Consider the following 21907-nt stretch of genomic DNA (forward strand, 5'->3'; position numbering starts at 1 on the left):
AGAGATAATTAATGAAATAACCTCTCTTTTAAATCTGCATATCTGGTTCTCCCGATCGGAAGTGTCTCTCCGTTTTCAAGTAAAAGGTGATATTTACTTCCCGGGCTGACGGTGATTTTCATGGCTGGCGTTATGGGAACAATATAAGATTTATGAATTCTTTCAAAAGTAGCCGGGAGTAATTGTTCCAGCTTCTCCAGCGATTTATCATGAAGTTCCTGTCTTCCATTTTTTAAATGTAATTCAGTGTAAATTCCAGCCCCCTTAATATAAAGGAGCTCATTAACATCAATCAGGACAATATTTCCGGACCTTTTTACAGCCAGAAAGCGAAGCCCGCTCTCCCCCTGATTCTGAGCTGCAGAGATTCTTTGGAAAGCCTGAGACAACCTGCCTTCATCAAAAGGTTTGGCAACAAAATCCAGAACGCCATATTCAAAAGCGGTGATGGCCTTTTCTGTATAAGCAGAAATGATAATGGTGTGAAAAGACTTTGACACCATTGATTTCAAAAGCTCGAAGCCATCTCTTCCATTTAGGTTTAAATCGAGCAGCAATACCTCAATGTCGTTTTTCTCTAAAAAAGACAGGGCCTCCTCTATCGATTCACAAATGTGTATTTTTTGGAGTTTTATTCCAAAAAAATTACGGCTCATGCGTTCAATTCTTCCCGCAATCCGGCCCTCATCCTCAACAACTAATATCGTCATTTATAAATTTTTATTTCTGTTTGCCAGCCGCCTGGTATAGCAGCAGAATTAAATTCCCATTGGCTACCATAGCTTTCTGTTAATCGTGCCTGGATATATTGAAAACCTGTCCCAGATGTTTTATCTTTTCTCATAGGCCTGTTTTTGGCGGTTGTGGTTAAAGTATATTTTTTAAAACGTGCAGCCCGCTCAAAGTTTAAATTAAAACGAATAATTCCATCTTCGGGTGCTGCACTATGCGTAATCCCATTTTCCAGGGCGGTATGGATAATTGCCGGAGGAATCATATCGGATAGTTCTATATTTGTTGTTGTCCAGTCATAGCTAACTTCCTTACGAAACTGCATGACCTTCAGATGGACTTCGCACAGCTCTATTTCCTTGCTTACCGGTACTAAAGTCGCATCTGCAATCTGGTTAAGGATATCAAATTCAACGGCCAGCGCCTGAACAAAAAGTGCCCCTTCCCTTGGCGATTCCTCCACCCAATCCATCAGGGAGGTTAGGGTATTCTTAATAAAATGAGGCTGAATATTTTTCTTTACTAATTCCAGCTTTAACCTGGCGGATAAGAACAACGACGTTTGATGTTCCCGTTCCACTTCCTTAGCGCGAATAGCATGCAGGTAAAGCATACAGAGTACAATAATTGCAAAGCTGATAAACAAACCAAAATCATACACCAGAAAATAATTCACAATCCCGCTACATAGCAGTCCGGCCAAGACAATTGCCCCTCCTTTTTCTTTACGCCTACAGGCATCGAGGACCACGGTCATCGATGCCAGCCACATCGCATAACTGAAATACATTGCGGTGAGGTCATAAGACCTTAAATTAAGCAGATATGTTGCAATCAATGTAATCAGCAATACCCCCAGCAATATCCATTTTCTTTTGGAAGAAAACTGAATGGTAAAATAGAGTGGCACCAACAGCGAAATGGCAAAAGTAAGAAAGCCAATCGTCTCCAGCCGAAGGTAAAAATGGGTATAAGGAATGGAGACATAAAATTTGAGGTATTCTATAATCAACAGGGCAAAAAAGAGAAAGCAGGTGATACAGAAAATCAGTATCGCATACTCCTTCCGGTTACTATTGATAAACAGAAAGAAATAATAAATGGCAGCGATTAGAAAAGCACCTGCCGTCATGTTCATAAAGGACATGATAATCAATGGATTCCTTAAAAGTTGCCGGTAATATTCAATTTTTATTCCAAATCTGCGATCAGTATCCTGTTCGTAAGACTGTGAAAGCCTTAAAGCCACCAGATGTGTTCCATTTTTCGCAAGGGAATCCGGGATCAAAAAACAACTGCTTTCTGTACCAGGCTGCTCCGTAACTCCGGCACCTATTTTTCCGTTCTCTCCAATCTTCTGTCCATCCCAGAACACCTCGAAAGCGCCAAAAATATGAACCTCCATTCCTAAATGTTCGATCATCTCTGACCTGTTTAAAGAAACATTGGCCCTCAGCCAAAAAACCTGCGTTCCTGTTTGCCCACGTTCCGGACTCCAGCCTCTTGAATTGAATTCTTTTGCTGCCCAGGACGGGTTATCGCCACGCTTATATACCGGGTCAGATACCTCATAACTGACGTTATTTTTACAGGAGGATAAAGCCAGAAGAAGCGTAATCAATATAGTAAGTCGGAACATGTGGTAAAGTTAAGATGAATATAGGAGAGAAAAGTGTATTACACAAGGTCATAGAGCAGTTCGCATGTTTTCTCATTAAGGAAAGCATCCGGGAGATTAATCTTGCAGCATATATCGGATAAATCATGAAACTACGACTCTTTCTCTTTCTTGCATTTCTTTGCTTCAATGCAAATGCACAACAGTTATCTCCTGAAAAAAACAAAGGAGTAGTTAGCGGCCGGCTAACAGACCATCAGCACAAACTGCCCACCAGCTATGTCACCATTAGCATTAAAGACCAGGCAGACAAACCAGTTGCTAAAGCGATAAGTAACGAACAAGGGGCATTTAAAATTGATGAGTTGCCATTTGGCAATTTCCGTATAGAATTCAGGTTTATGGGGTATCAGCCGCTGATTAAATCCATCAGTATAACTGCAGCTGAAAATAAGATTGACCTTGGCATCTTGTCGCTGGAAGAAGATAAAAACCTGCTCAATGAAGTGAACATCAACAGTGAAAAATCCGCACTCAGTTTAAAACTGGATAAAAAAGTGTTTGAGGTTGGAAGAGATGTTTTGCTGCAAAGCGGTTCGGTAACTGAATTGCTGAACAGCGTCCCTTCTGTCTCTGTAAATCCCTCAGGAGCGGTAAGCCTGAGAGGAAACAGCAATGTTCTGGTATTGATCAATGGCCGCCGCTCCGGATTAACCCAAAGCAATGCCCTGGAGCAAATCCCTGCTGATCATATTGAAAAGATTGAAGTCATCAGCAATCCATCTTCCAGATATGATGCTGCGGGATCAGCGGGTATTATCAATATCATTCTCAAAAAAAATAAAAATGCCGGATTTAACGGACAGGCAAGGCTGGTTACCGGTTTGCCTAATGATTCCAGAATCACGCCAAGTCTGAATTATAAGTCAGACAAAATCAACCTGTTTTCCACCTTTGGCCTTAGAAATACGGATTATAAAGGCGTTTACAGTTCCAGACAAACGATCAAAGAGCAGTCCGCATCCACACACCTGAACCGGCAGCAGGACGAGGACCGCCATGACGACGGGAAATTGTTCTATCTGGGTGCCGATTATTTTATAAATGCACGCAATACCATTACTGCAGCCTTCTTTAAAAATGCGACTAAAGACCATGATAAAACATCATTAGATTATGATTACCGCAATGCGCTTTCTTCCGACAGTACCATCCAGCGTAAGGGAGAATCTAAAGAGTCCAGAAATTACAACCAGCTGGAGTTTAACTACACCCGAACATTCAAAGAAGCCGGAAAAAAACTGACCCTGGATATGCAATATGATTTTTGGAACAGTGATAAAAAATGGGCGCTGAGTACCTCAAAACTTTCCCCCGTAATGGAGACAAGACCAAAGATCAGAACCGGTTCAATAGGCTCCAGCAAGGATTTTCTCATACAAACTGATCTCTTGCAGCCACTGAACAATAAATCAAACCTGGAGTTGGGATTAAAACTGGAAAACAGACTGGTCACCACGAACTTTAAAGCGGAAGAAGAACTTATCGATTCCTGGAGTGTTATTGATGACATTGACAATAAAATGGATTATAATGAGCTGATCGGAAGTGCTTACACTCAGTTTAGCAGCAAAATCAATAAATTTTCTTATTTACTGGGTTTACGTGCTGAAGCGACAAAAATCACGATTAAAGATCTTGGAAATCTGTTTAACAACAACAAAGAATACCTCCGTCTATTCCCGACCTTTCATACCAGTTACCAGTTTAAAGAAGGCAGCGCGTTACAATTTAGTTATAGTAAACGCATCAACCGTCCGTCTTTAGGTCTGTTATATCCATTTAATGAACTCACTGATTTCAATGCTCAGTTTATAGGCAACCCCAATCTGAATCCCTCCTATTCGGATGTATTTGAGCTTGGCTTTTTACGAAATTGGGGAACCTTAACTTTTAACCCATCTTTATACTATCAATATGTAAAAGACCCTCTGCAGGACTATACTTACCGAAATTCAAAAGGTGTTTTTATCAGCTCTGTGGTTAATATTGATCAGGAAGTAAGAAGGGGGATTGAAGTCAGCCTCTTGTACAATCCCCTCAAAATGCTCTCCCTGAACCTGGAACTAAATCTTTATCAGTTTGAGCAGAAGGGCAAATCCGGCACACAGGATTTTAATTTCTCCGGAGGTGCTTCGACTACCCGCCTGGGCGCACAGGTAAAACTCCCGGCTCAACTAAGCTTTCAGGGAAGATACAACTTTACCGGAGCACAAAGTAATGCACAAAGCCGGACAAGGGCCATCCATTTCATAGATCTGGGTTTAACTAAAAACTTGTTAGAAAATAAGGCAAGTTTGATTTTAGATGCTACAAACCTGCTCAATACCCGGAAGACAAACACGGTAACCAGCGGACAGGATTATGTTTTAAACCAGCTGAGTAATCCAAATGCAGCACGTTATCGCCTAAGCTTTGTCTATCGCTTTAATGCAAAAGAAAACCAGTCTGTGCGTCAGGCAAAGACTGGAAATCGAAATTAAACTAACCTACGCTCTGACTCGTCAATTGGGAGGTCATTAATGCTGGCATAACGTTTTTCCATCAGGCCATTTTCATTAAACTCCCAATTTTCATTTCCATACGCCCGGAACCATTGCCCCTGCTGGTCTTGCCATTCGTATTCAAAGCGCACCGCAATCCTGTTATCAGTATAGGCCCACAATTCTTTTTTAAGTTTATAGTTCAGTTCTTTTTTCCATTTCGTTTCCAGAAATTCCTGAACCGCCCTGCGGCCATTTATAAACGTTGAACGGTTTCTCCAGACGGTATCTATCGTATAAGCGAGAGATACTTTTTCAGGATCCTGTGAATTCCAGGCATCTTCGGCAAGTTGAACTTTTTGAACCGCTGTTTCGAAGGTAAATGGTGGTAACGGATGTTTCTGTTCCATAATGATGTTCTTTGATTTAAGGCAAAAGTATAACAGGCAAAAGCGCTTTAAAAACGATAAAAAATGATATCATGCATCATAATTAGTGATTCATCAGGAAGCTAATTGTCATAAACGGAAGGAAAATGTACATTTAACCTATTCTGACGGGCAAAACATAATGATTACAAAATTTGATACGATTGAACAACTGGCCAATGGTAGTCCACGACAGCGACATGCTTACCATACGCTTCAGCAACATCAGATCATGGAGATATTAACTCCTTTTGATCCCATACTTGCAGGAACTGTTCCCATCAACATCGATATTGAAAGCAGCGATCTGGATATCATTTGCGCTTATCAGAATGGGCGGGATTTTCAGGAATATCTGAAACTCCATTTCTCCGGATTCCATCAATTTCAATTGAAAGAACGCTTTGTCCATAATGAAAGCTCAGTCATCGCAAATTTCGTAATCAACGATTGGCCCATAGAAATTTTCGGACAGATCAAGCCTTCAAGAACTCAGGCCGCTGTCATTCACATGTATGTGGAGTACAATCTGCTTTCCATTCATGGAGAACAATTCCGTCAGCATATTATTCAACTGAAAAAACAAGGACTAAAAACAGAACCAGCCTTTGCACAAGCCCTGGGAATTAAGGGCGATCCGTATCTTGAATTACTGAAACTATATCCGGCCTAAGCCCAACATCCGGATTCTTCAGGTTTTCTCTCATAGAAAAGTCATGTTATAAATTATAGCTTGCAATTAAATTGTACACAACTTAATTTTACACAACAAAACAAACAGCTATGGAAAGTTTAAAACTTGAAAATCAATTGTGTTTTCCAATATATGCCTTATCCAGACAAATCACTGCGATATACCGGCCTCATCTGGAAGCCATTGACCTTACTTATCCTCAATATCTGGTTATGCTTGCACTTTGGCAGCATGAAACGGTTACCGTAAAACAACTGGGCAAATTGTTATGGCTGGATAGCGGAACTCTTACCCCATTGTTAAAACGAATGGAAGAAAACGAATTGCTGACCAGGAACCGCTCGGAAGCAGATGAAAGGGTCGTCAACATCAGAATTTCGAAAAAAGGGACGGCATTAAAAAAACAGGCAAAGTCAATTCCGGATGCCATTAAAAATGCACTGGCAACGGATGAAGATCAACTTTTTCAATTGCGGGACCAATTGAAACAAATCCTGTCAGTAACCGCTGAAAATAAATAGAAACGAATAACACAAACCCATAAAAAAGATAAAATGAAAGTATTGTATACAGCCGCAGCTACTGCTACTGGCGGAAGAAATGGACAAGTTAAAAGTTCAGATGGTGTGTTGGATCTGGAAGTACGCATGCCGAAGGCATTGGGTGGCGCGCAGGATGGTTATACCAATCCGGAACAATTGTTTGCTGCCGGATATGCTGCCTGTTTCGACAGCGCGTTAAATCTGGTGATTAAAACTGCTAAAATCAGTACAGGAACGACTACAATAAGCGCAGAAGTAAGCATTGGCCCGAATGAAACCGGCGGATTTGGACTGGCGGTAAAATTAGCCGCAAACATTCCCGGTGTGGATCAGCAGCAAGCAGAAGAACTGGTAGCGAAAGCCCACCAGATCTGTCCGTATTCCAACGCAACAAGAGGAAATATTGAAGTGGAGTTAAGTGTCAGCAATAACGACTAATCTTCATTCGCTTTTAACGTAAATAAAGGCCTGAGCTGATTCTATGGAAGCCGCTCAGGCTTTTTTATTGGCACAATAATTCGTATGTTCACATACACCCTCTTCTCATCTCCTATGCCGATCCTGTGGAAATATTTTAAAGAGCAAAAATGGTGGGTCGTCCTGGCCCTTATTCTTGCAGCTGTAGCTCAGTTGTTAAGCCTGACTGATCCGATCATCTTCGGGAAAATCATTGATGAATATGCTACAAACCCCGGTAATAAAAGCCAACAGGAACTGGTAAACGGGGTGCTTTACTGGTTGGGTATCGCTATTGCTATTGCCATTGCAGCAAGAATCGCCAAAGCTTTCCAGGAATATTATACCCGGCTCGCCGTACAGCAATTTGGTATGCAAATCTTTAACGACGGCCTGAAACAAACGCTGCGCCTCTCCTTTCAGGAATTTGAAGAAAGTCATAGCGGAGAAACCCTATCCATCCTGCAAAAAGTAAAGACAGATACCGAACGTTTTATCAACGCTTTCATCAATATTCTCTTTTCTTCCATCGTCGGAATGGGGTTTCTGATTTGGTATTCCATTACTAAAAACTGGATGCTCGTACCGGTATTTATCATCGGAATCCTGGTTCTGGGATCTCTGACAGGCTTGTTGAGTAAAAAGATTAAAACGGTACAAAGGTCGATCAATCGGGAAACGAATAAGATGGCAGGTGTAATTACCGAGTCGCTCCGGAATATTGAACTGGTAAAGAGCCTGGGCTTAACCTTTCCCGAAATCCGCAGGTTAAAAATACAAACACGGAATATCTACGACCTGGAGATGATGAAAACCAAAAGGGTCCGGACACTTTCTTTTCTTCAGGGCACGACACTCAACCTGTTGAAACAATCCATTCTGTTTATCCTGCTCTGGCTGATCTTCCGCAACAAACTCAGTACCGGAGAGCTGATCACCATGCAGTTCATTTCTACTTCCATTTTCGGACCTTTACAGGACCTGGGAAACATTATCCTTAGCTACCGCGAAGTAGAAGCCTCTGTTCATAATTTTGATCAGTTGATGCAGAAACCAATCGAACGGAAACCAGAATCGCCTAAAAAAACCGGCCCGCTAAAAAACTTATCATTTGACCGGGTTGTTTTTCGTCATAAAACAGCACAAAGCAATGCCATCGACGACCTCTCTTTCCATGTCAACAGTGGAGAAACCATTGCCTTTGTTGGTCCTTCCGGATCTGGAAAATCCACCTTGGTTAAGCTGCTGGTCGGGCTGTATCGCCCGGTATCGGGTTCCATCCTGTTCAATGAATTCAATGCAAAGGAAATCAGTTATAATGAACTTCGCCGTCAGATTGGTTTTGTCACACAGGATACCCAATTGTTTGCGGGCACCATCAGGGAGAACCTCTTATTCGTAAAAGGAACTGCAACAGAGGAAGAGCTGCTGGATGCATTAAACAAAGCTTCCTGTACCAAACTGCTGGAAAAATCGGAGAAGGGAATTGATACCCTGCTTGGTGAAGGTGGTTTGAAATTATCAGGCGGAGAAAAACAAAGGATTTCCATTGCAAGGGCGCTATTGAGAAACCCAAGACTACTCATCTTTGATGAAGCAACCTCTGCGCTCGATTCTCTGACAGAAGAAGAAATCACCAGCACCATCCGTGATTTGTCCATGAGCCAGGACCGCATCACCATTGTTATTGCCCATCGTTTATCTACGATTATGCATGCTGATATGATCCATGTACTGGAAAAAGGTAAGATCTCTGAAGCTGGTTCTCATGAAGAGTTACTGGAACAAAAAGGACTTTACTACGCCATGTGGCGGCAACAGGTTGGAGAAAGGAAGTGATTTTTTCTATTTTTGTCAAATGATACATGCCAATTTACTCCTGATCCTTGCCTTGTTTTTTGCAATGGCACTACTTTATCTGCTAAGCCAACGCTGGAAAATATCTTATCCTATTTTCCTTGTGATCGGCGGATTGGGGATCAGCTTCATTCCGGGCATTCCTCCGATAAATGTTAATCCTGACATTGTATTTCTGATCTTCCTTCCCCCTTTACTATTTGAAGCGGCCTGGTACACCTCATGGAATGAGTTCTGGAAATGGAAAAGATCCATACTTCTGCTCGGTTTTGGGCTGGTACTCATCACTTCCGTGGCCATCGCCTATTTCTCGGTCAGCATTATCCCGGGTTTTACACTTGCCCTGGGCTTCCTGCTGGGTGGCATCATCTCTCCACCGGATGCGGTGGCAGCAACCTCGGTATTAAAGGGTGTCAGCATGCCAAAACGAGGACTCACCATGCTTGAAGGAGAAAGTCTCGTCAATGATGCCGCATCCTTAACGGTATTCCGCTTTGCATTGGCCTGTATCCTTACCGGACAATTTGTATTTCAGAAAGCAGCCACAGATTTTATCGTTCTGGCAGTAATGGGCGTATTTGTAGGGTTGACGATTGCACATATCCTTTATCTCGTACTTCGTTACTGGGCAAAATCATCCAGCATTACTACTCCCATTACGCTGATTGCTCCTTACCTCATGTATATTGTTGCAGAGCAATTTCACTGGTCCGGTGTTCTGGCAGTGGTTAGCGGTGGATTGTTTCTTTCCTTTCGTTCCAATGATTTCCTAAACTACCATACACGTATGCAAACCAAGGAAGTATGGGCGACGGTAGGCTTTTTGCTCAACGGCTTTGTTTTTATCCTCATCGGACTGGAATTGCCGGTTATTGTAGCAGGGTTGGAAGGTTATTCGATCAAAGAATCCATCCATTATGCATTGATGATTAGTGTAATTGTCATTGTAGCCCGTATTATTCTCGTTTACCTGGTAACTTTTATCCCCAGATTGCTGAGCCCGAAAATCAGGAAGAACGAGAAGAGTCCGGGTTTCAAACTTCCATTTATCATCGGTTGGGCAGGTATGCGCGGCGTAGTGTCCCTGGCATCCGCTTTGGCCATTCCCTTAACCCTGACTAACGGAGCCGCTTTTCCTCACCGTAACCTGATCTTGTTCATCACTTTTATTGTCATTCTGGTTACCCTGGTATTTCAGGGATTGACACTTCCGATCTTCCTGAAATTATTAAAAGTGGAAGAAATAGATGATCATATTCCTTTTGATCAGCAGAAGGAAGCCATTCACCTGTTGATTGCCAAAGAGACCGTTTTACATATGGATCGTAAATACAGCAAAGAAATGGCTGATTTTGAAACCATAGCCAGAATTAAAGAGCAGATGGAGCGCAGCATCAGGGCTACCGAACAGACCGTTACCGAGCAGAAACAGCAGGTGGCTTCAGTAAGAAAGCTTTACAAAAAAATAATGCTCGACCTCACCGCCTTCAGAAGAATGGAATTAAATAAACTGCGTGCAACAAAACAATATGATGATGAGGTGCTCAGGGATATGGAAAGTAGCCTGGATCTGGAAGAAGCACGTTTTTATAAACACTAAGAAATCATTTACAACTGTCCGGGATCTGTTTCCGGACAGATATAATATATGATATAGAGATATCAAGATGTCTAAAGTAATTATCCGGTTTTCTCCATTCCTTATAAGGTAGTCCTTTCAATTGAAAAGGATAATACTGCTTTAACAACCAAAAAAATCTTCCAGCGTAAGGTTCGTTTCAGGAGAGGCACTTATGAATAAAAAGAATGCTTACTTTAAAAAGTCTGATACTTTATCCAAAAGTTGGTTTCCTTTTTCTTTTAACCCTTTACCCTGATCGGTAATATTCTTCTGGCTGGTCATTTTTTCCATTTCGGCACTCAGGGTTTTGAACCGGTCTATGGTGGCAAAAATCTCATCAGTATGGCTCACCTTATTTTCTTTCATCAGCTTTCTCCAATCAATTTTAGCAAGGGTTGCCATCATATACCTCGTACCGATCTTACTGATAAAAACTTTATCATAAATGCCATTTAGTTTTGCATCGGGATCCCGCTCTTTAAGGTAGCCGATAGACTCTTCAATGGATTTCTTTTCACTATCAGAGAGCAGCGGACTGGCCTTTAGTTTAGTCAGCGCAGCAATAGCCTGATCATTTCTTCGTCTTTTTATTGCCACATAACTTTCAATACTCCAAACCAGTTCAGTCTGTAAACCCAATTTATGCGCATCAGCGAGGAAGGCTTCGAAATCATCCAGTGCACGCTCTTCATCAATATCCCGTTTCATCATCAGGCGGTCAAAGCCTCTGAACAGATGGTTAAGACTGTGAAAAGCGACATTGGTCTGCTCATTATTCAGCTTTCCCCAATTAAAAAATGCTCTGGTATATGGGAGATCAATACCTTTATTTTTTTCCAGCCATTTGATGTTGCTACCCATCTCATCTTCTGATAAATAATAAAACCGGTTGGAAAAGAAGAGAAAACCACGGACAAACTGAAGTAAGGTTTTCATTTCACTATCAGGTAATTTATCTGGCTGGGTTTTACTGCATTCATAAAGAGAAATTTCCACACCTAAATCCCTTGTAGCCAATACCAGCATACTCAAAATAGCATGTTCCATATTCTGCAGGAAAATTTTATCCGCTTCACTGCGTTTTACCGCCTGTTTTACCAGATTTTGCTTTTCCACAGGCTCAGCATACACAGCATTGATTCCGTCCATCAAAGGAGGAAAGATATCTTCATCGGTTTCCACGACAAAGCTTTTAATATTCCGGTAATCACGGTACAAAAGAACCATCTCTGTTATGGAAAGCTCTTTCTTTTTCGGATCGATCCCGGAAAGACTCCTGGAGACCGACTGTAATTCTCTGGAATGTTTCTGATATTCAGGCATGGTGGTATCCTGTACTCCTGCTGCACGCAATCCAATTTTTCCAAACTTCCAGACAATAATTTTATCTGAAGTCAGGCTCTTTGCAAGTTCAACACGATCTTTTTCCAACAGGATCTGGTCTGTTTGTTCACTGGAACAGCTCCATTGCAGCCCTATCATAAACAGGCAGAGGTATTTTTTCATTTCAAATTTCATTTTAGCATCAGTTTGATTTGCTGATGGCGTCTACGGGCAGGACCTTTTGGTTGATGAAAGGATTCCAACGTTTATCGCCGGTCCTTTTCATCGTTTCTGCAGCCAGAATTTTAGGGGTATAACCGTATTGGTCTTTCACGGTGGTATTTGCTCCTCTGGAGATCAGAAACATCGCGATCTCGTAGCGATTATTTTCAATGCTACGCATCAGCGGGGTTTTGCCTGTTTTATCGGCCAGGTCTATTGTTGCGCCTTTAGCAATCAGCAGTTGCACAATTTTTAGGTTCTTCGGATTCGATGCTGCTTCCAGCAATATACCAGCACCATAATTATTGGTCAGGTTTACATCCGCCCCATTCCTGATCAGGTATTCCGTTATTTCATAGTTTCCTGTTTTCACTGCCGCGGAAAGCGCAGATACACCATCAAAACGTTCACTCTTATAATTCACATCCGAAGATTTGCTGATTAAAAATTTAATCTTGATCAGGTCTCCGTTATTTACAGCTGCAATCAGGGGGCTCACACCTCCATCTTCGCCCAGATTTACAGTCGCGCCCGCACGAATCAGCAATTCCATTACAGCGACCGGAAGGCCCTTATTTGCTGCGGCATAACACAATGCACTCTCTCTTCGATGAGACAGGGCATTTACAGCTACTTTTCTCTTTAATAACTTCTTGATGGAGAGGGTATCATTCTCATGGCATGCCCACATCAATGCGGTCGTCCCATCTGCTTCGTTCTGTTGGTCGGGGTCTGCCGTTTTATCCAGGATAGTACTGACTACTGCTCCACTTATTGCTTTTTTCTTCAAAGCCGTCATCAGTATGGTTTCCCCTGAATTTGTGGAACTTCGGTTTACTTCTGCGCCTTTTTTCAGAAGCAGGGCAGCAAGGTCACTCCTTCCATAATTTAAAGCCCATTGCAATGCAGTCATTCCATTGGGATCTGATCCGGCCTCAGTTACTTTAGCACCATTGTTGATCAATAAAGCGGCTACCTCCGGATGATCTGAAGCACAGGCCAGAAATAGCGCCGTATGGCCACCTCCGTTTTTCGCGTTCAGATCTGCCTTTCTGGCAATCAATTGTTTCACCAGGTCTATTTTATTATGCTCTGAGACCAGCATCAACAAGGTCCAGTCCAGATTGGAATAGTCTTTATCGTCCTTCTTTAAACCACCTCTGAAATTTCCTTTAGCCCTGAGGTTAAGGTTCTTCCCGGCACTAATGTACTTTTTTACCGGTTCATATTTTCTTTCACGTACGTTCAAAAACATCTTTTCAATCAGGGGGCCACCCTGCGCAAAAACGTCGCTAAACGATACAGCGGCCAGGAGAAAAAGACATAGAAAGCGTTTATTCATAATAAATGTGAATTTAGAGAAAATTACCAGATGAGAAAGCAGAATTAATCCGCGGCCTTCCTGTCAACTTCTAAAAGCCCGGGCATAACCTGTAAATGAGGGTCGTTAATTGATAAGCGCATCGCTTTTAAATCAATTAAAAGCGGAAAGCCCCGATATTTTACCAATCGGGGCTTTATTAACAAATCTGGAAAACTGAGTATTTTCTCAGTCCGGTTATTCCGTAAAAAATCAGTTACTTCATCTGGTAAGCCACTGTTTTTCTATCACCATTTCATCTCACCTGTATTTACTTTTGCACCCAGTTGAAGGGCAATATCAAAAGTTGCAGCAGGATATTGTTTTTTCATCAGCTCAATCAGCTCCGCAGAAGTTTTTACTTTAGTCAATGCATCAGCATAAGCTTTGATATAAGCACGGTCATATTTCAACGACTCTATATTTAAAGCAGCAGCCTCACCAAAGTGTGCCGGAATAATAATTGCAGGTTTAAGTGCTTCGATCTTATCCAATGCGGTTAACCATTGCTCACGTTTTTCTGCTGTAGCATCATCTGCCAGCCACAAATGGAACCCCGATCCAAAGATATTGATGCCACCTACTACCGCTTTAATGGATGGGATCCATACAAAAGCACGATGCGCAGCACCTTCTACGTTAACGATCTCCAGCTTATTTCCTTCCAGTTCCAGGCCATTTCCTTTCAACAGCTGTGGCAAAACCACATTTTTGGTTCCATTTTCCGCCAGTTGAGGGCCCCAGACATCCAGCTTTTTCTGTGCAGTTTGTTTAATGCGTTCAATCGTTGTCTCCGTGGCATATACCGTTACCGACGGGAAGTAGCTTTTAAAAACCTCCAGACCGAAGTAAAAATCAGGATCGGCATAGCTGACATAAATTGCGGTTAAATTTTTTCCGCTGGCTTTGATTTCCTCCGCTACGCGCTTTGCATCAGAAAGCGTAAACTGCGCATCGATCAGTACCGCATCGGTCTGGCCGCTGACGATCACTGAGGCTACGCCGAAGCTGGTTTCGGCGGCATGGTAAACGTTAAGCCTTAACGCCCCGCCTTCAATAGATTTAAATGTTTGAGCTGTTGCATTCATATTTAACAAAATTGAGATGAATAAAATAGAGGTTGATAACAGTGTATATGATGTTTTTTTCATGATCATTAGTTGTTGTGAATAAATTTTAAATGGTTTTCAACGCCAGCTGGCTTTCAATCCGACTGGTAATTTCTTCGAAAGACGAATAACCTTGTTCTATCAGTACCAGTTCATTTCCGGTATCCAATAATAAGGTTGGATAAGACATGGCATAATCTGATGCTTTAGCAAAGGCTGCCTGAGTAGCCGCTTTCATTTCCGGACTGTGAAAATGTTTGAAGAATTCCACAGGTTCCATACCGAGGCCACCCAGAATTGCCCTATAGGTGACATCATCATTCAGGTCTTTACCAAAGAAATATCTTTCTTTCTGGACTGCAGCGGCAAAAACCACATTTTTTTCCGGCCAGAACTGTTGTACAGTCACAATTGCCCTGGAAGGAATCTCGCTGTCCAGCACTACCTCCTCCTGATGAATAAACTGAAAATAAGCTTCTCCAAAGGCAGTTCCTGTCAGACTGGCGATCTGCTGATCATGCTTAATAAAATAACCGGCCATCTGTTTACTTTGCCTTCGGACATTATGCCCAGCCCACATTCCTGCCGGGGTCAGCTCAAAATCTATCTGGCCTTTATACTTTTCAGCAGTCTGAAGGGTATTTTTATAATTTCCATAACACCATCCGCAAAGCGGATCCATCACATATATTAATTTCATTATTTCTATTTTTTAAATTCAAACTTTCCTTTCAGAAACTGTGCTGCTCTGCCAGCTGTAGATTTTTCATCTTTATAACTGAGAAAAGCGTCCACCTCTCCTTCTTTAGTATTGATCACCTGGCTTACCGTTAGCCCGTCCTGCTCAATCCAGTTCAGAAAATAAAGATGATCGTTCAACTGCTTATAAGAAATCTTTTCGGTACCCTGATTGGTTTTACCTGTTTTATCGATTGCGGTCCAGTGCACCGTGCTGTCGTTTAAATACGCCACTTCAGCGGTAAAGTCGGTATAGGTAATCTTTCCGGATTTACCGATCAATGCATAGGCAGAATCAATAGCCGCAGCCTGCTTATCTGCAGTCCCTCCGTTCCCGGCACAAGCCTGAAAAAACAAGAGTGCAGAAATTCCGGAGATGATCAGCATCCTTTGGTTTCGATTAAATCGTGTATTTGCTTTCATAAGTCATTGAAGATTAGGAAGGCAAAATTAGAACACCAGAACCCGGAAAAAGTTGAACTAGTTCAAAAAAGAAATTTACCGTTGTCTGGCCAGCTTTTTTCTGATCTTACTCAGGAACTCATGGGTAATCCCCAGATAGGAAGCCACCTGTAATTGAGTGAGTCGTTGTTCCAGCTGAGGATATTTTTCGATGAACTCCAGATAACGCTCGTCAGCAGTCTTACCCAATGCAGAAATCATTCTTCTCTGCAGGGCAACATGCGTCTTCTGTGTCATGATACGGAACAGCTTCTCTACAAAAGGAAGTTGCTCATATAACGCTTCCTTATAAGGTTGGGTGATGAGTAATACTTCGCTGTCTTCGAGCGCTTCTATGTTTAAGATCGAGGGGATATTATTGGTGAAACTATCAATATCGGTTACCCACCAGTCTTCTACTGCAAAATATAGAATCCGTTCCTGTCCCTGTTCATCCAGGTAATATACCCTTAAACAACCCTTGGTAACGAAACCTTCAAACTTACAGACCTCTCCTGCCTTTAAAAGAAACTGCTTCCGTTCTACTTTACGTTGGTAAAAAGGGGCTAAAAACTGTTGGAATTCCTCGTCGGTAACCGGCAGGTGTTTTTCGATATGTTTATGGAGTAACTCGGACATGCCAGCTAATATACGGCGATTGGAATAAATAATATAGAATGATAAATAAGAGAACATTTACCTGCCATTTTTGTTTAATTTACAATCATTAATCATCCCTTTTTTTCAAATTATGTCATCCGAAAATTCAAACGAAAACACCTTTTATTTAGGCCTTTGCATGGCAGGTGCGGTATCCGCAGGTTCTTATACGGCTGGTGTCATGGACTACCTGCTCGAAGCGCTTGGAGAATGGGAAAAAAGAAAAAATGAACCAGGTGTTCCTGTTCATAAAGTGCAGATTCCCGTCATGGGAGGTGCTTCAGCCGGAGGTATGACCAGCATCCTGACCACTACAGTGCTCAACAGCCCACATACCCCTATCGATAAACCTTCAGAAAATCTTCTTGCTGAGCATCCTGAAAACAAGTTTTACCATACCTGGGTAGATCTAAGTCAGGGTGATGTACTGGACAAAATGCTGGATACTTCGGACATTAAATCCGGAGGATTAACCTCTGGTCTGAATTCCGCCTTTATTGATGAAATTGCCCAGAGGGTGGTTACCACAGAAGCCGACAAAACAAAATGGTTGCCCCTCCCCGGCTATATTAAACCGGGATTGAAGATATTCAGCACGTTGACCAACCTGCAGGGCTTTGAATACACTGCAGATTTTGGACCCGATAAACCGCAGACCAGAAAATACCATATGTCTATTCATAATGACTATGCTTGTTTTGAGCTGACAGAAACAGAAATTCTGGGTTCCAATGGCGGCTGGGTGCCCCTAAACCTCAAAGACAACATCAATGTGGATATGGCCAGAGATGCTGCAATCGCTACCGGTGCTTTTCCTGTGGGCCTGAAATCAAGATTATTCAGCAGAGATGCGTCTTATGTAAATGCCAACCTCTGGTTAAAAAAATACCTGAGCAATAACCCGGTAGATCCGGGCAATTATGAAAGCCTGAATGTGGACGGTGGACTGATCAATAATGAACCATTCGAAAAAGTGCGTGATGTGCTCTTTGAACTTACCGGACAGGAAGCCAAAGCTTATAGGGATTTCAGCACCTTCACCTCAACAGTAGTGATGATTGAACCTTTTCCTACTCAAAAACCGAAGCCTATCTCTAAATTTCAGGGCTTGATGAATGTAATGGGGCTTACGCTAAGCTCTATGATCAATCAGATGCGCTCAAAACCCGTGGAAATATCTGATGCTTTAAGTAAAAGCTGTGCGGCACAATTCCTCATCGCTCCTTCCAGATTCGTAAACGGCCCTGAAGGAGAAATGGTCAATGTAACCGGAGAGCTCGCGATTGCCTGTGGGACTTTAAATGGTTTTGGTGGTTTTTTAAATAAAGAATTCAGGGTGCACGACTATTTCCTGGGCAGGCACAACTGTAAAATTTTTCTCAGAGATTACTTTACCATTCCGGAAAGCGCATTGGAGGAAAACGAGATCTTCAGACAAGGTTATGCAAATGCAGATCGGGCGCGCTTTAAATCCACTAAAGATGACGGATATCAGATCATTCCCATATTTGCAGAAACGACTGATTATAGCTTTCCTCAGCTGAAGTTTAAATCCGGAGGAAGCTGGCCTATCCTGGAAGAAAAGGATATCGACCAATACAAATCCAGACTAAAAGACCGTATACAAGCTATATTATTGAACCTGGCTGACCTCAGTGGCTCCAGTAAATTTCTGATCTGGGCAGGTGCTAAAATTGTGTTAAACAGGGTACTTTCCAATGCGGTGATTAAAAAAATTAAGAGAGACCTGGTGACCTGGAAATTGTTACCCGAACAAGACAATTAAGAACGCTTCAGTAATCCGGAGAAATTCAACAGAAACCGTCAGCAAATACAGATTTTATCTGTAAAATACCGGCGCTGTCGAATTTCTCCGGAATTGCTATACCTTATTGGTTGATGGCCTGATAAACTGCTACCTGAAACTCTTCTCCAATACTAAAATATGGAGAAAGGTATTCCTGAGTAAAAAGTAAGGCAATGAGCCCTTCTTTAGGGTCTGCCCAGCCATGCGTATTAAAAGCTCCTCCCCAACCAAATGAGCCTATACTTAATGCCGACAAATAATCATTTTTCTCGGTTTCCAGTGCAAATCCTCCTAAGCCGAACTGAAAATTTTCTGACTGGGCCGGCATTGCCGAAATTTTTACCTGATCACCTAATTGATTCCTGAGCATCAGCCCGATAGTTTTAGTACCAATCAGCCTTTTGCCTTTAAAAACCCCTTTATTCAGATAAAGCATATAAAAATTGGCCATATCAGCCGTTGTAGAACTTAACCCAGCTCCACCAGAAAGATAAGTTCCCTGAAGCCTTGGAAAATCTGCATCTACTCCTTCGTACAAGGGGTGCTTTACCTTAATCAGGCTCCCGGTCAATTGATTTTCTTCCTGTACACGCTCATACAAACTCACCAAACGGCTGTGTTTTTCTTTGGGAAGGTGAAAATAAGTATCTTTCATTTCCAATGGTCTGAAAATTCTGTTTTCCATAAAGACATCCAATGGCTGTCCACTCCATATTTCAATCAGATAACCTAACAGATCAATGTTGAGCCCATACGTAAAAGCTACACCTGGATCGTGTTGTAAAGGCATTTTGGCCAGCAATTCCATTTTCTCCTTAAGTGTGGATTTCGTCGTCCCAATTCCTGAAGGTACTCCGGCACGTTCATAAATACGCCACATTACCGGATCGCTGAACACAGCTGGATAAGCAATACCTGAGGTGTGTCTCAGCAAGTCGCGAATACTGATTTCACGACTTGCAGGCCTGGTCGTATAAGTTCCTTTTTGCGCATCATAAGACAACAACACACCAGGTGATTTAAAAGCAGGAACATACTTAGATAAAGGATCATCCAGCAGGAATTTACCCTCTTCCCAAAGCATCATCACTCCCAGGCTGGTCAGGGCCTTGGATTGAGAAGCAATGCGGAAAATATCGTCCGTTTTCATAGTTCTGCCTGTTTCTACATCCGCATAACCAAAGGCTTTTTGATACACTACCTTTCCATTTTTAAGAATTAATGCGGTTGCACCGGCAATGTGTTGTCCTGCCAGTTGCCGCTGAATCATTTCATCTATCTTTATCAGGCGCGATTGGTCTAAACCTTTCTGGCTGACGTTTTCCTGCGCTACTGCAGTCATGGTAGTTAATGGCGTAATGTTCAATATTAACAATAAGACCGATCTGACAATCCTGTTGTTTAAGAGGTTATAGTTCATTTTGATATATTGATGTGCTAAAATAATTTTTAATAACGATGTGTGTCCTGACCCCAGTGCCCAGGCTAAAGTAAATCCTAATGAAAGATGACGGCATTGCTTTCCATCGGAGTAAAAGTACCCTCGGTCAGCTTTTCTTCTCTGGCACTCAGCATCACCAAACCAATGGCAGCAAGTACAAACAAAGCGCCCACCCAGGGCGCAGCTCCCAGTCCTAAAGTCGAAGAGACCACCCAGCCACCAACATAAGCACCTAAAGCGGCACCGGCATTAAAGGATGCGATATTAAAGGCAGAAGCAACATTCATCATGGATGGATTGATGCGTTCAGCGGTCTGGACAACAAACAATTGGGAGGCTGGAACTGTAGCAAAGGATAAAGCACCGATCACAAATAAAGTAACGACTGCCGGAATGGTATGGTGTACCGTAAAGCTAAAGATCAGTAACACCCCAACCTGCAAAACCAACATCCATAATAGCGCTTTAAGAGGCAGCTTATTAGACAGTTTACCGCCGGCGATATTACCTACAGCGATTGCGATTCCATAAATCAACAGCATTACACTCACCATATTCTGCGACATACCCGTTAACTCCATAAGCAGGGGTGATAAATAAGTAAACACCAGAAATACCCCCGCATAATTGAAGACGGTGGTAAAAAAAGCCAGTAGCAACTTCTTATTGCCAAGAATACCAAATTGTTGTTTTATAGGTGCCGCGGCTTCATTTTTGATGTTTCCAGGCAATAAAAACAAATTAGCCAGGAGTCCGGTCAGTCCCAATCCGGCGACACTTAAAAAAGTAGCGCGCCATCCAAAATGCTGTCCAATCATAGTGCCCAGAGGAACGCCAATAGCCATCGCTACGGTTAAACCGGCAAACATAATGGCTATTGCACTGGCCCTTTTATCTGCCGGGACGATGGCTGCAGCTATGGTAGCCCCAACGGCAAAAAAGACACCATGTGCAAATCCGGTAACCATTCTGGCCATCACCAAAGGAATAAAGCCTGGCGAAATTCCAGCCAGTAAATTTCCCGCTGCAAAAAGCAACATCAGATAAATTAATAATGGCTTACGTGGAAACCGGTTGGTCAAGGCGGTCAATACCGGAGCACCTATTGCTACGCCAATCGCGTAAAAGCTAACCAGCAATCCCGCCGATGGAATGGAAATTGATAAATCTTTTGCAACTGTAGGCAATAAGCCTACAATCACAAACTCCGTCGTACCAATCGCAAAGGCACTAATGGTCAATGCCCATAAAGCCAGTGGCATTCCCGTTTTACTTTTTATATTTTTATTGTTCATGATTTCGTTTATTGAATTAGACAACACAAAGGTGAGCAGTCTAAAACTATAAATGAAATAACATGATTTATACATTAGTATAAATATAATTATAGATAAAGACCGGGATTATCTATAATTTTGAGTTATGGTAAATTTAGAATGGTACAGAACTTTTAAAGCAATCTATCATACGGGAACGCTGACTGGCGCAGCGCAGGAACTGTTGATTTCACAACCCAACGTAAGTCAGCATTTATCCGCCCTGGAAGCGCATATCGGAAAGCAGCTGTTTGAGCGCAAGCCCAGAAGAATGGTTCCCACAGATTACGGAAAGCTATTTTACACCCAGATTATCGAAGCCATGGATAAATTGGAACAGGTAGAATCAGAGTTCAGGTACATCCGTTCCTCTAATCTGCCCCTCACCTGCATTGGCGCGCCCAAAGAATTTTTTTATACGCTGCTGAGTTCCGAAATCGGTAAAGCCCCGGCCAATTTTGTTTTTGAATTCGGGCTGACTAAAAACCTGATGGAGAAACTAGGTAAAGGAAAACTTTACTTTGTCATTGCAACCCACTGTACAGATGAAAAGGATATTGTTTATGAACCAATCAGGGAAGAAAGGTTTGTGCTTGTGGCGAATTACAATATGGACACCGATGAATTTGACCACTATATTGCCAATGGAGAATGCGACAAAGCAGAACGCTGGCTTTGTGAACAAAACTGGTACGCCTACAGTAGTGACCTGGCTATCATCAGGAGGTTCTGGCTGGAAAATTTCAGGAAACGCCCGGCTATCAAACCCCGGTTCATCATTCCGGATTTCAATTCTATACTCAAAGGAATCAGTATTGGAAATGGACTAACCATCGCCTCAGACTACCTGGTCAAAGAGCTAATCGAACAAAAACAACTCAAAGAAATCTGGACAGGTCATAAACCAGCCACCAATACCATTTACCTGACCTACGACAAAAACCGGGCAACTACCGCTCAAATAGAAATGGTGAGAAAGCTGGTTCAAAAACAATAGAT

The 21907-nt window shown here is 42.3% G+C and carries 19 protein-coding genes; 8 read left to right on the plus strand and 11 right to left on the minus strand.

All coding sequences use genetic code 11. The features are described 5' to 3' along the window. Positions 1–8 precede the first annotated feature (8 nt). Entirely contained in the window at positions 9–710 is a 702-nt protein-coding gene (locus BFS30_RS24095; protein ID WP_069381635.1) for a LytR/AlgR family response regulator transcription factor, read from the minus strand. Further along, positions 707–2371 carry a histidine kinase gene (locus BFS30_RS24100; RefSeq protein ID WP_069381636.1) on the minus strand — a complete coding sequence of 555 codons (1665 nt, stop codon included), beginning with the start codon at positions 2369–2371 and terminating at the stop codon, positions 707–709. The genes BFS30_RS24095 and BFS30_RS24100 overlap by 4 nt, the downstream gene beginning before the upstream one ends. 125 nt (positions 2372–2496) lie before the next feature. On the opposite strand from BFS30_RS24100, the gene BFS30_RS24105 reads away from it, so the two are divergent. Then, positions 2497–4893 carry an outer membrane beta-barrel family protein gene (locus tag BFS30_RS24105; RefSeq protein ID WP_069381637.1) on the plus strand — a complete coding sequence of 799 codons (2397 nt, stop codon included), beginning with the start codon at positions 2497–2499 and terminating at the stop codon, positions 4891–4893. Here the strand turns inward: BFS30_RS24105 and BFS30_RS24110 are convergent. Then, positions 4890–5303, minus strand: a complete 414-nt coding sequence (locus tag BFS30_RS24110; RefSeq protein WP_069381638.1) for a DUF1348 family protein — start codon at positions 5301–5303, stop codon at positions 4890–4892. The genes BFS30_RS24105 and BFS30_RS24110 overlap by 4 nt on opposite strands. A gap of 160 nt (positions 5304–5463) precedes the next feature. Here BFS30_RS24110 and BFS30_RS24115 point away from each other — a divergent pair, with 160 nt between their 5' ends. From BFS30_RS24115 to BFS30_RS24135, 5 genes are all read left to right on the plus strand, one after another. Continuing rightward, positions 5464–5994 carry a DUF4269 domain-containing protein gene (locus BFS30_RS24115; RefSeq protein ID WP_069381639.1) on the plus strand — a complete coding sequence of 177 codons (531 nt, stop codon included), beginning with the start codon at positions 5464–5466 and terminating at the stop codon, positions 5992–5994. A 110-nt stretch (positions 5995–6104) separates the two neighbouring features. Continuing rightward, on the plus strand, positions 6105–6536 hold the full coding sequence (locus BFS30_RS24120; protein WP_069381640.1) for a MarR family winged helix-turn-helix transcriptional regulator: 432 nt from the start codon (positions 6105–6107) through the stop codon (positions 6534–6536). Between the two features lie 33 nt (positions 6537–6569). Further along, complete coding sequence (locus BFS30_RS24125; RefSeq protein ID WP_069381641.1) at positions 6570–6995, plus strand: organic hydroperoxide resistance protein; 426 nt, start codon at positions 6570–6572, stop codon at positions 6993–6995. 84 nt (positions 6996–7079) lie between these two features. Continuing rightward, positions 7080–8852 (plus strand): ABC transporter ATP-binding protein, encoded by a 1773-nt coding sequence (locus BFS30_RS24130; RefSeq protein WP_237028652.1) that lies wholly within the window; start codon positions 7080–7082, stop codon positions 8850–8852. After that, the gene (locus tag BFS30_RS24135; RefSeq protein WP_237028653.1) at positions 8782–10470 is read left to right on the plus strand and encodes a Na+/H+ antiporter; all 1689 of its coding nucleotides are present in this window, start codon (positions 8782–8784) and stop codon (positions 10468–10470) included. Before BFS30_RS24130 ends, BFS30_RS24135 begins: the two co-directional genes overlap by 71 nt. Positions 10471–10680: 210 nt before the next feature. On the opposite strand, the gene BFS30_RS24140 is transcribed toward BFS30_RS24135, so the two are convergent. The 6 genes from BFS30_RS24140 to BFS30_RS24165 form a co-directional block, all read right to left on the minus strand. Further along, on the minus strand, positions 10681–11997 hold the full coding sequence (locus tag BFS30_RS24140; protein ID WP_069381643.1) for a short-chain dehydrogenase: 1317 nt from the start codon (positions 11995–11997) through the stop codon (positions 10681–10683). A 19-nt stretch (positions 11998–12016) separates the two neighbouring features. Continuing rightward, entirely contained in the window at positions 12017–13378 is a 1362-nt protein-coding gene (locus BFS30_RS24145) for an ankyrin repeat domain-containing protein (protein WP_069381644.1), read from the minus strand. A gap of 266 nt (positions 13379–13644) precedes the next feature. Continuing rightward, on the minus strand, positions 13645–14484 hold the full coding sequence (locus BFS30_RS24150; RefSeq protein WP_157263025.1) for an MBL fold metallo-hydrolase: 840 nt from the start codon (positions 14482–14484) through the stop codon (positions 13645–13647). An 88-nt stretch (positions 14485–14572) separates the two neighbouring features. Beyond that, the gene (locus BFS30_RS24155; protein WP_208603004.1) at positions 14573–15205 is read right to left on the minus strand and encodes a DsbA family protein; all 633 of its coding nucleotides are present in this window, start codon (positions 15203–15205) and stop codon (positions 14573–14575) included. A gap of 5 nt (positions 15206–15210) precedes the next feature. After that, positions 15211–15666: a MoaF-related domain-containing protein gene (locus BFS30_RS24160; RefSeq protein ID WP_157263026.1), complete on the minus strand. Its 456-nt coding sequence runs from the start codon at positions 15664–15666 to the stop codon at positions 15211–15213. Positions 15667–15741: 75 nt separating this feature from the next. Continuing rightward, positions 15742–16323 carry a Crp/Fnr family transcriptional regulator gene (locus tag BFS30_RS24165; RefSeq protein WP_069381645.1) on the minus strand — a complete coding sequence of 194 codons (582 nt, stop codon included), beginning with the start codon at positions 16321–16323 and terminating at the stop codon, positions 15742–15744. A gap of 112 nt (positions 16324–16435) precedes the next feature. Here BFS30_RS24165 and BFS30_RS24170 point away from each other — a divergent pair, with 112 nt between their 5' ends. Further along, positions 16436–18130: a patatin-like phospholipase family protein gene (locus BFS30_RS24170; RefSeq protein ID WP_069381646.1), complete on the plus strand. Its 1695-nt coding sequence runs from the start codon at positions 16436–16438 to the stop codon at positions 18128–18130. 103 nt (positions 18131–18233) lie between these two features. On the opposite strand, the gene BFS30_RS24175 is transcribed toward BFS30_RS24170, so the two are convergent. Both BFS30_RS24175 and BFS30_RS24180 read right to left on the minus strand, forming a co-directional pair. Next, entirely contained in the window at positions 18234–19571 is a 1338-nt protein-coding gene (locus BFS30_RS24175) for a serine hydrolase domain-containing protein (protein ID WP_083252217.1), read from the minus strand. A 77-nt stretch (positions 19572–19648) separates the two neighbouring features. Further along, a complete protein-coding gene (locus tag BFS30_RS24180) occupies positions 19649–20887 on the minus strand; it encodes an MFS transporter (RefSeq protein WP_208603005.1) in 1239 nt (412 codons plus the stop codon). Between the two features lie 127 nt (positions 20888–21014). On the opposite strand from BFS30_RS24180, the gene BFS30_RS24185 reads away from it, so the two are divergent. Next, complete coding sequence (locus tag BFS30_RS24185) at positions 21015–21905, plus strand: LysR family transcriptional regulator (protein WP_069381647.1); 891 nt, start codon at positions 21015–21017, stop codon at positions 21903–21905. The last annotated feature ends 2 nt before the right edge of the window (positions 21906–21907 follow it).

Source organism: Pedobacter steynii (genome assembly GCF_001721645.1).
GTDB classification, from domain to species: Bacteria; Bacteroidota; Bacteroidia; order Sphingobacteriales; family Sphingobacteriaceae; genus Pedobacter; species Pedobacter steynii_A.

What these genes read in the sequence shown, in the direction of transcription:
- BFS30_RS24095 (WP_069381635.1), bottom strand. Translation starts at nt 710, where the DNA reads ATGACGATATTAGTTGTTGAGGATGAGGGCCGGATTGCGGGAAGAATT.
- BFS30_RS24100 (WP_069381636.1), bottom strand. Translation starts at nt 2,371, where the DNA reads ATGTTCCGACTTACTATATTGATTACGCTTCTTCTGGCTTTATCCTCC.
- BFS30_RS24105 (WP_069381637.1), top strand. Translation starts at nt 2,497, where the DNA reads ATGAAACTACGACTCTTTCTCTTTCTTGCATTTCTTTGCTTCAATGCA.
- BFS30_RS24110 (WP_069381638.1), bottom strand. Translation starts at nt 5,303, where the DNA reads ATGGAACAGAAACATCCGTTACCACCATTTACCTTCGAAACAGCGGTT.
- BFS30_RS24115 (WP_069381639.1), top strand. Translation starts at nt 5,464, where the DNA reads ATGATTACAAAATTTGATACGATTGAACAACTGGCCAATGGTAGTCCA.
- BFS30_RS24120 (WP_069381640.1), top strand. Translation starts at nt 6,105, where the DNA reads ATGGAAAGTTTAAAACTTGAAAATCAATTGTGTTTTCCAATATATGCC.
- BFS30_RS24125 (WP_069381641.1), top strand. Translation starts at nt 6,570, where the DNA reads ATGAAAGTATTGTATACAGCCGCAGCTACTGCTACTGGCGGAAGAAAT.
- BFS30_RS24130 (WP_237028652.1), top strand. Translation starts at nt 7,080, where the DNA reads ATGTTCACATACACCCTCTTCTCATCTCCTATGCCGATCCTGTGGAAA.
- BFS30_RS24135 (WP_237028653.1), top strand. Translation starts at nt 8,782, where the DNA reads ATGAAGAGTTACTGGAACAAAAAGGACTTTACTACGCCATGTGGCGGC.
- BFS30_RS24140 (WP_069381643.1), bottom strand. Translation starts at nt 11,997, where the DNA reads ATGAAAAAATACCTCTGCCTGTTTATGATAGGGCTGCAATGGAGCTGT.
- BFS30_RS24145 (WP_069381644.1), bottom strand. Translation starts at nt 13,378, where the DNA reads ATGAATAAACGCTTTCTATGTCTTTTTCTCCTGGCCGCTGTATCGTTT.
- BFS30_RS24150 (WP_157263025.1), bottom strand. Translation starts at nt 14,484, where the DNA reads ATGAATGCAACAGCTCAAACATTTAAATCTATTGAAGGCGGGGCGTTA.
- BFS30_RS24155 (WP_208603004.1), bottom strand. Translation starts at nt 15,205, where the DNA reads ATGAAATTAATATATGTGATGGATCCGCTTTGCGGATGGTGTTATGGA.
- BFS30_RS24160 (WP_157263026.1), bottom strand. Translation starts at nt 15,666, where the DNA reads ATGAAAGCAAATACACGATTTAATCGAAACCAAAGGATGCTGATCATC.
- BFS30_RS24165 (WP_069381645.1), bottom strand. Translation starts at nt 16,323, where the DNA reads ATGTCCGAGTTACTCCATAAACATATCGAAAAACACCTGCCGGTTACC.
- BFS30_RS24170 (WP_069381646.1), top strand. Translation starts at nt 16,436, where the DNA reads ATGTCATCCGAAAATTCAAACGAAAACACCTTTTATTTAGGCCTTTGC.
- BFS30_RS24175 (WP_083252217.1), bottom strand. Translation starts at nt 19,571, where the DNA reads ATGAACTATAACCTCTTAAACAACAGGATTGTCAGATCGGTCTTATTG.
- BFS30_RS24180 (WP_208603005.1), bottom strand. Translation starts at nt 20,887, where the DNA reads ATGAACAATAAAAATATAAAAAGTAAAACGGGAATGCCACTGGCTTTA.
- BFS30_RS24185 (WP_069381647.1), top strand. Translation starts at nt 21,015, where the DNA reads ATGGTAAATTTAGAATGGTACAGAACTTTTAAAGCAATCTATCATACG.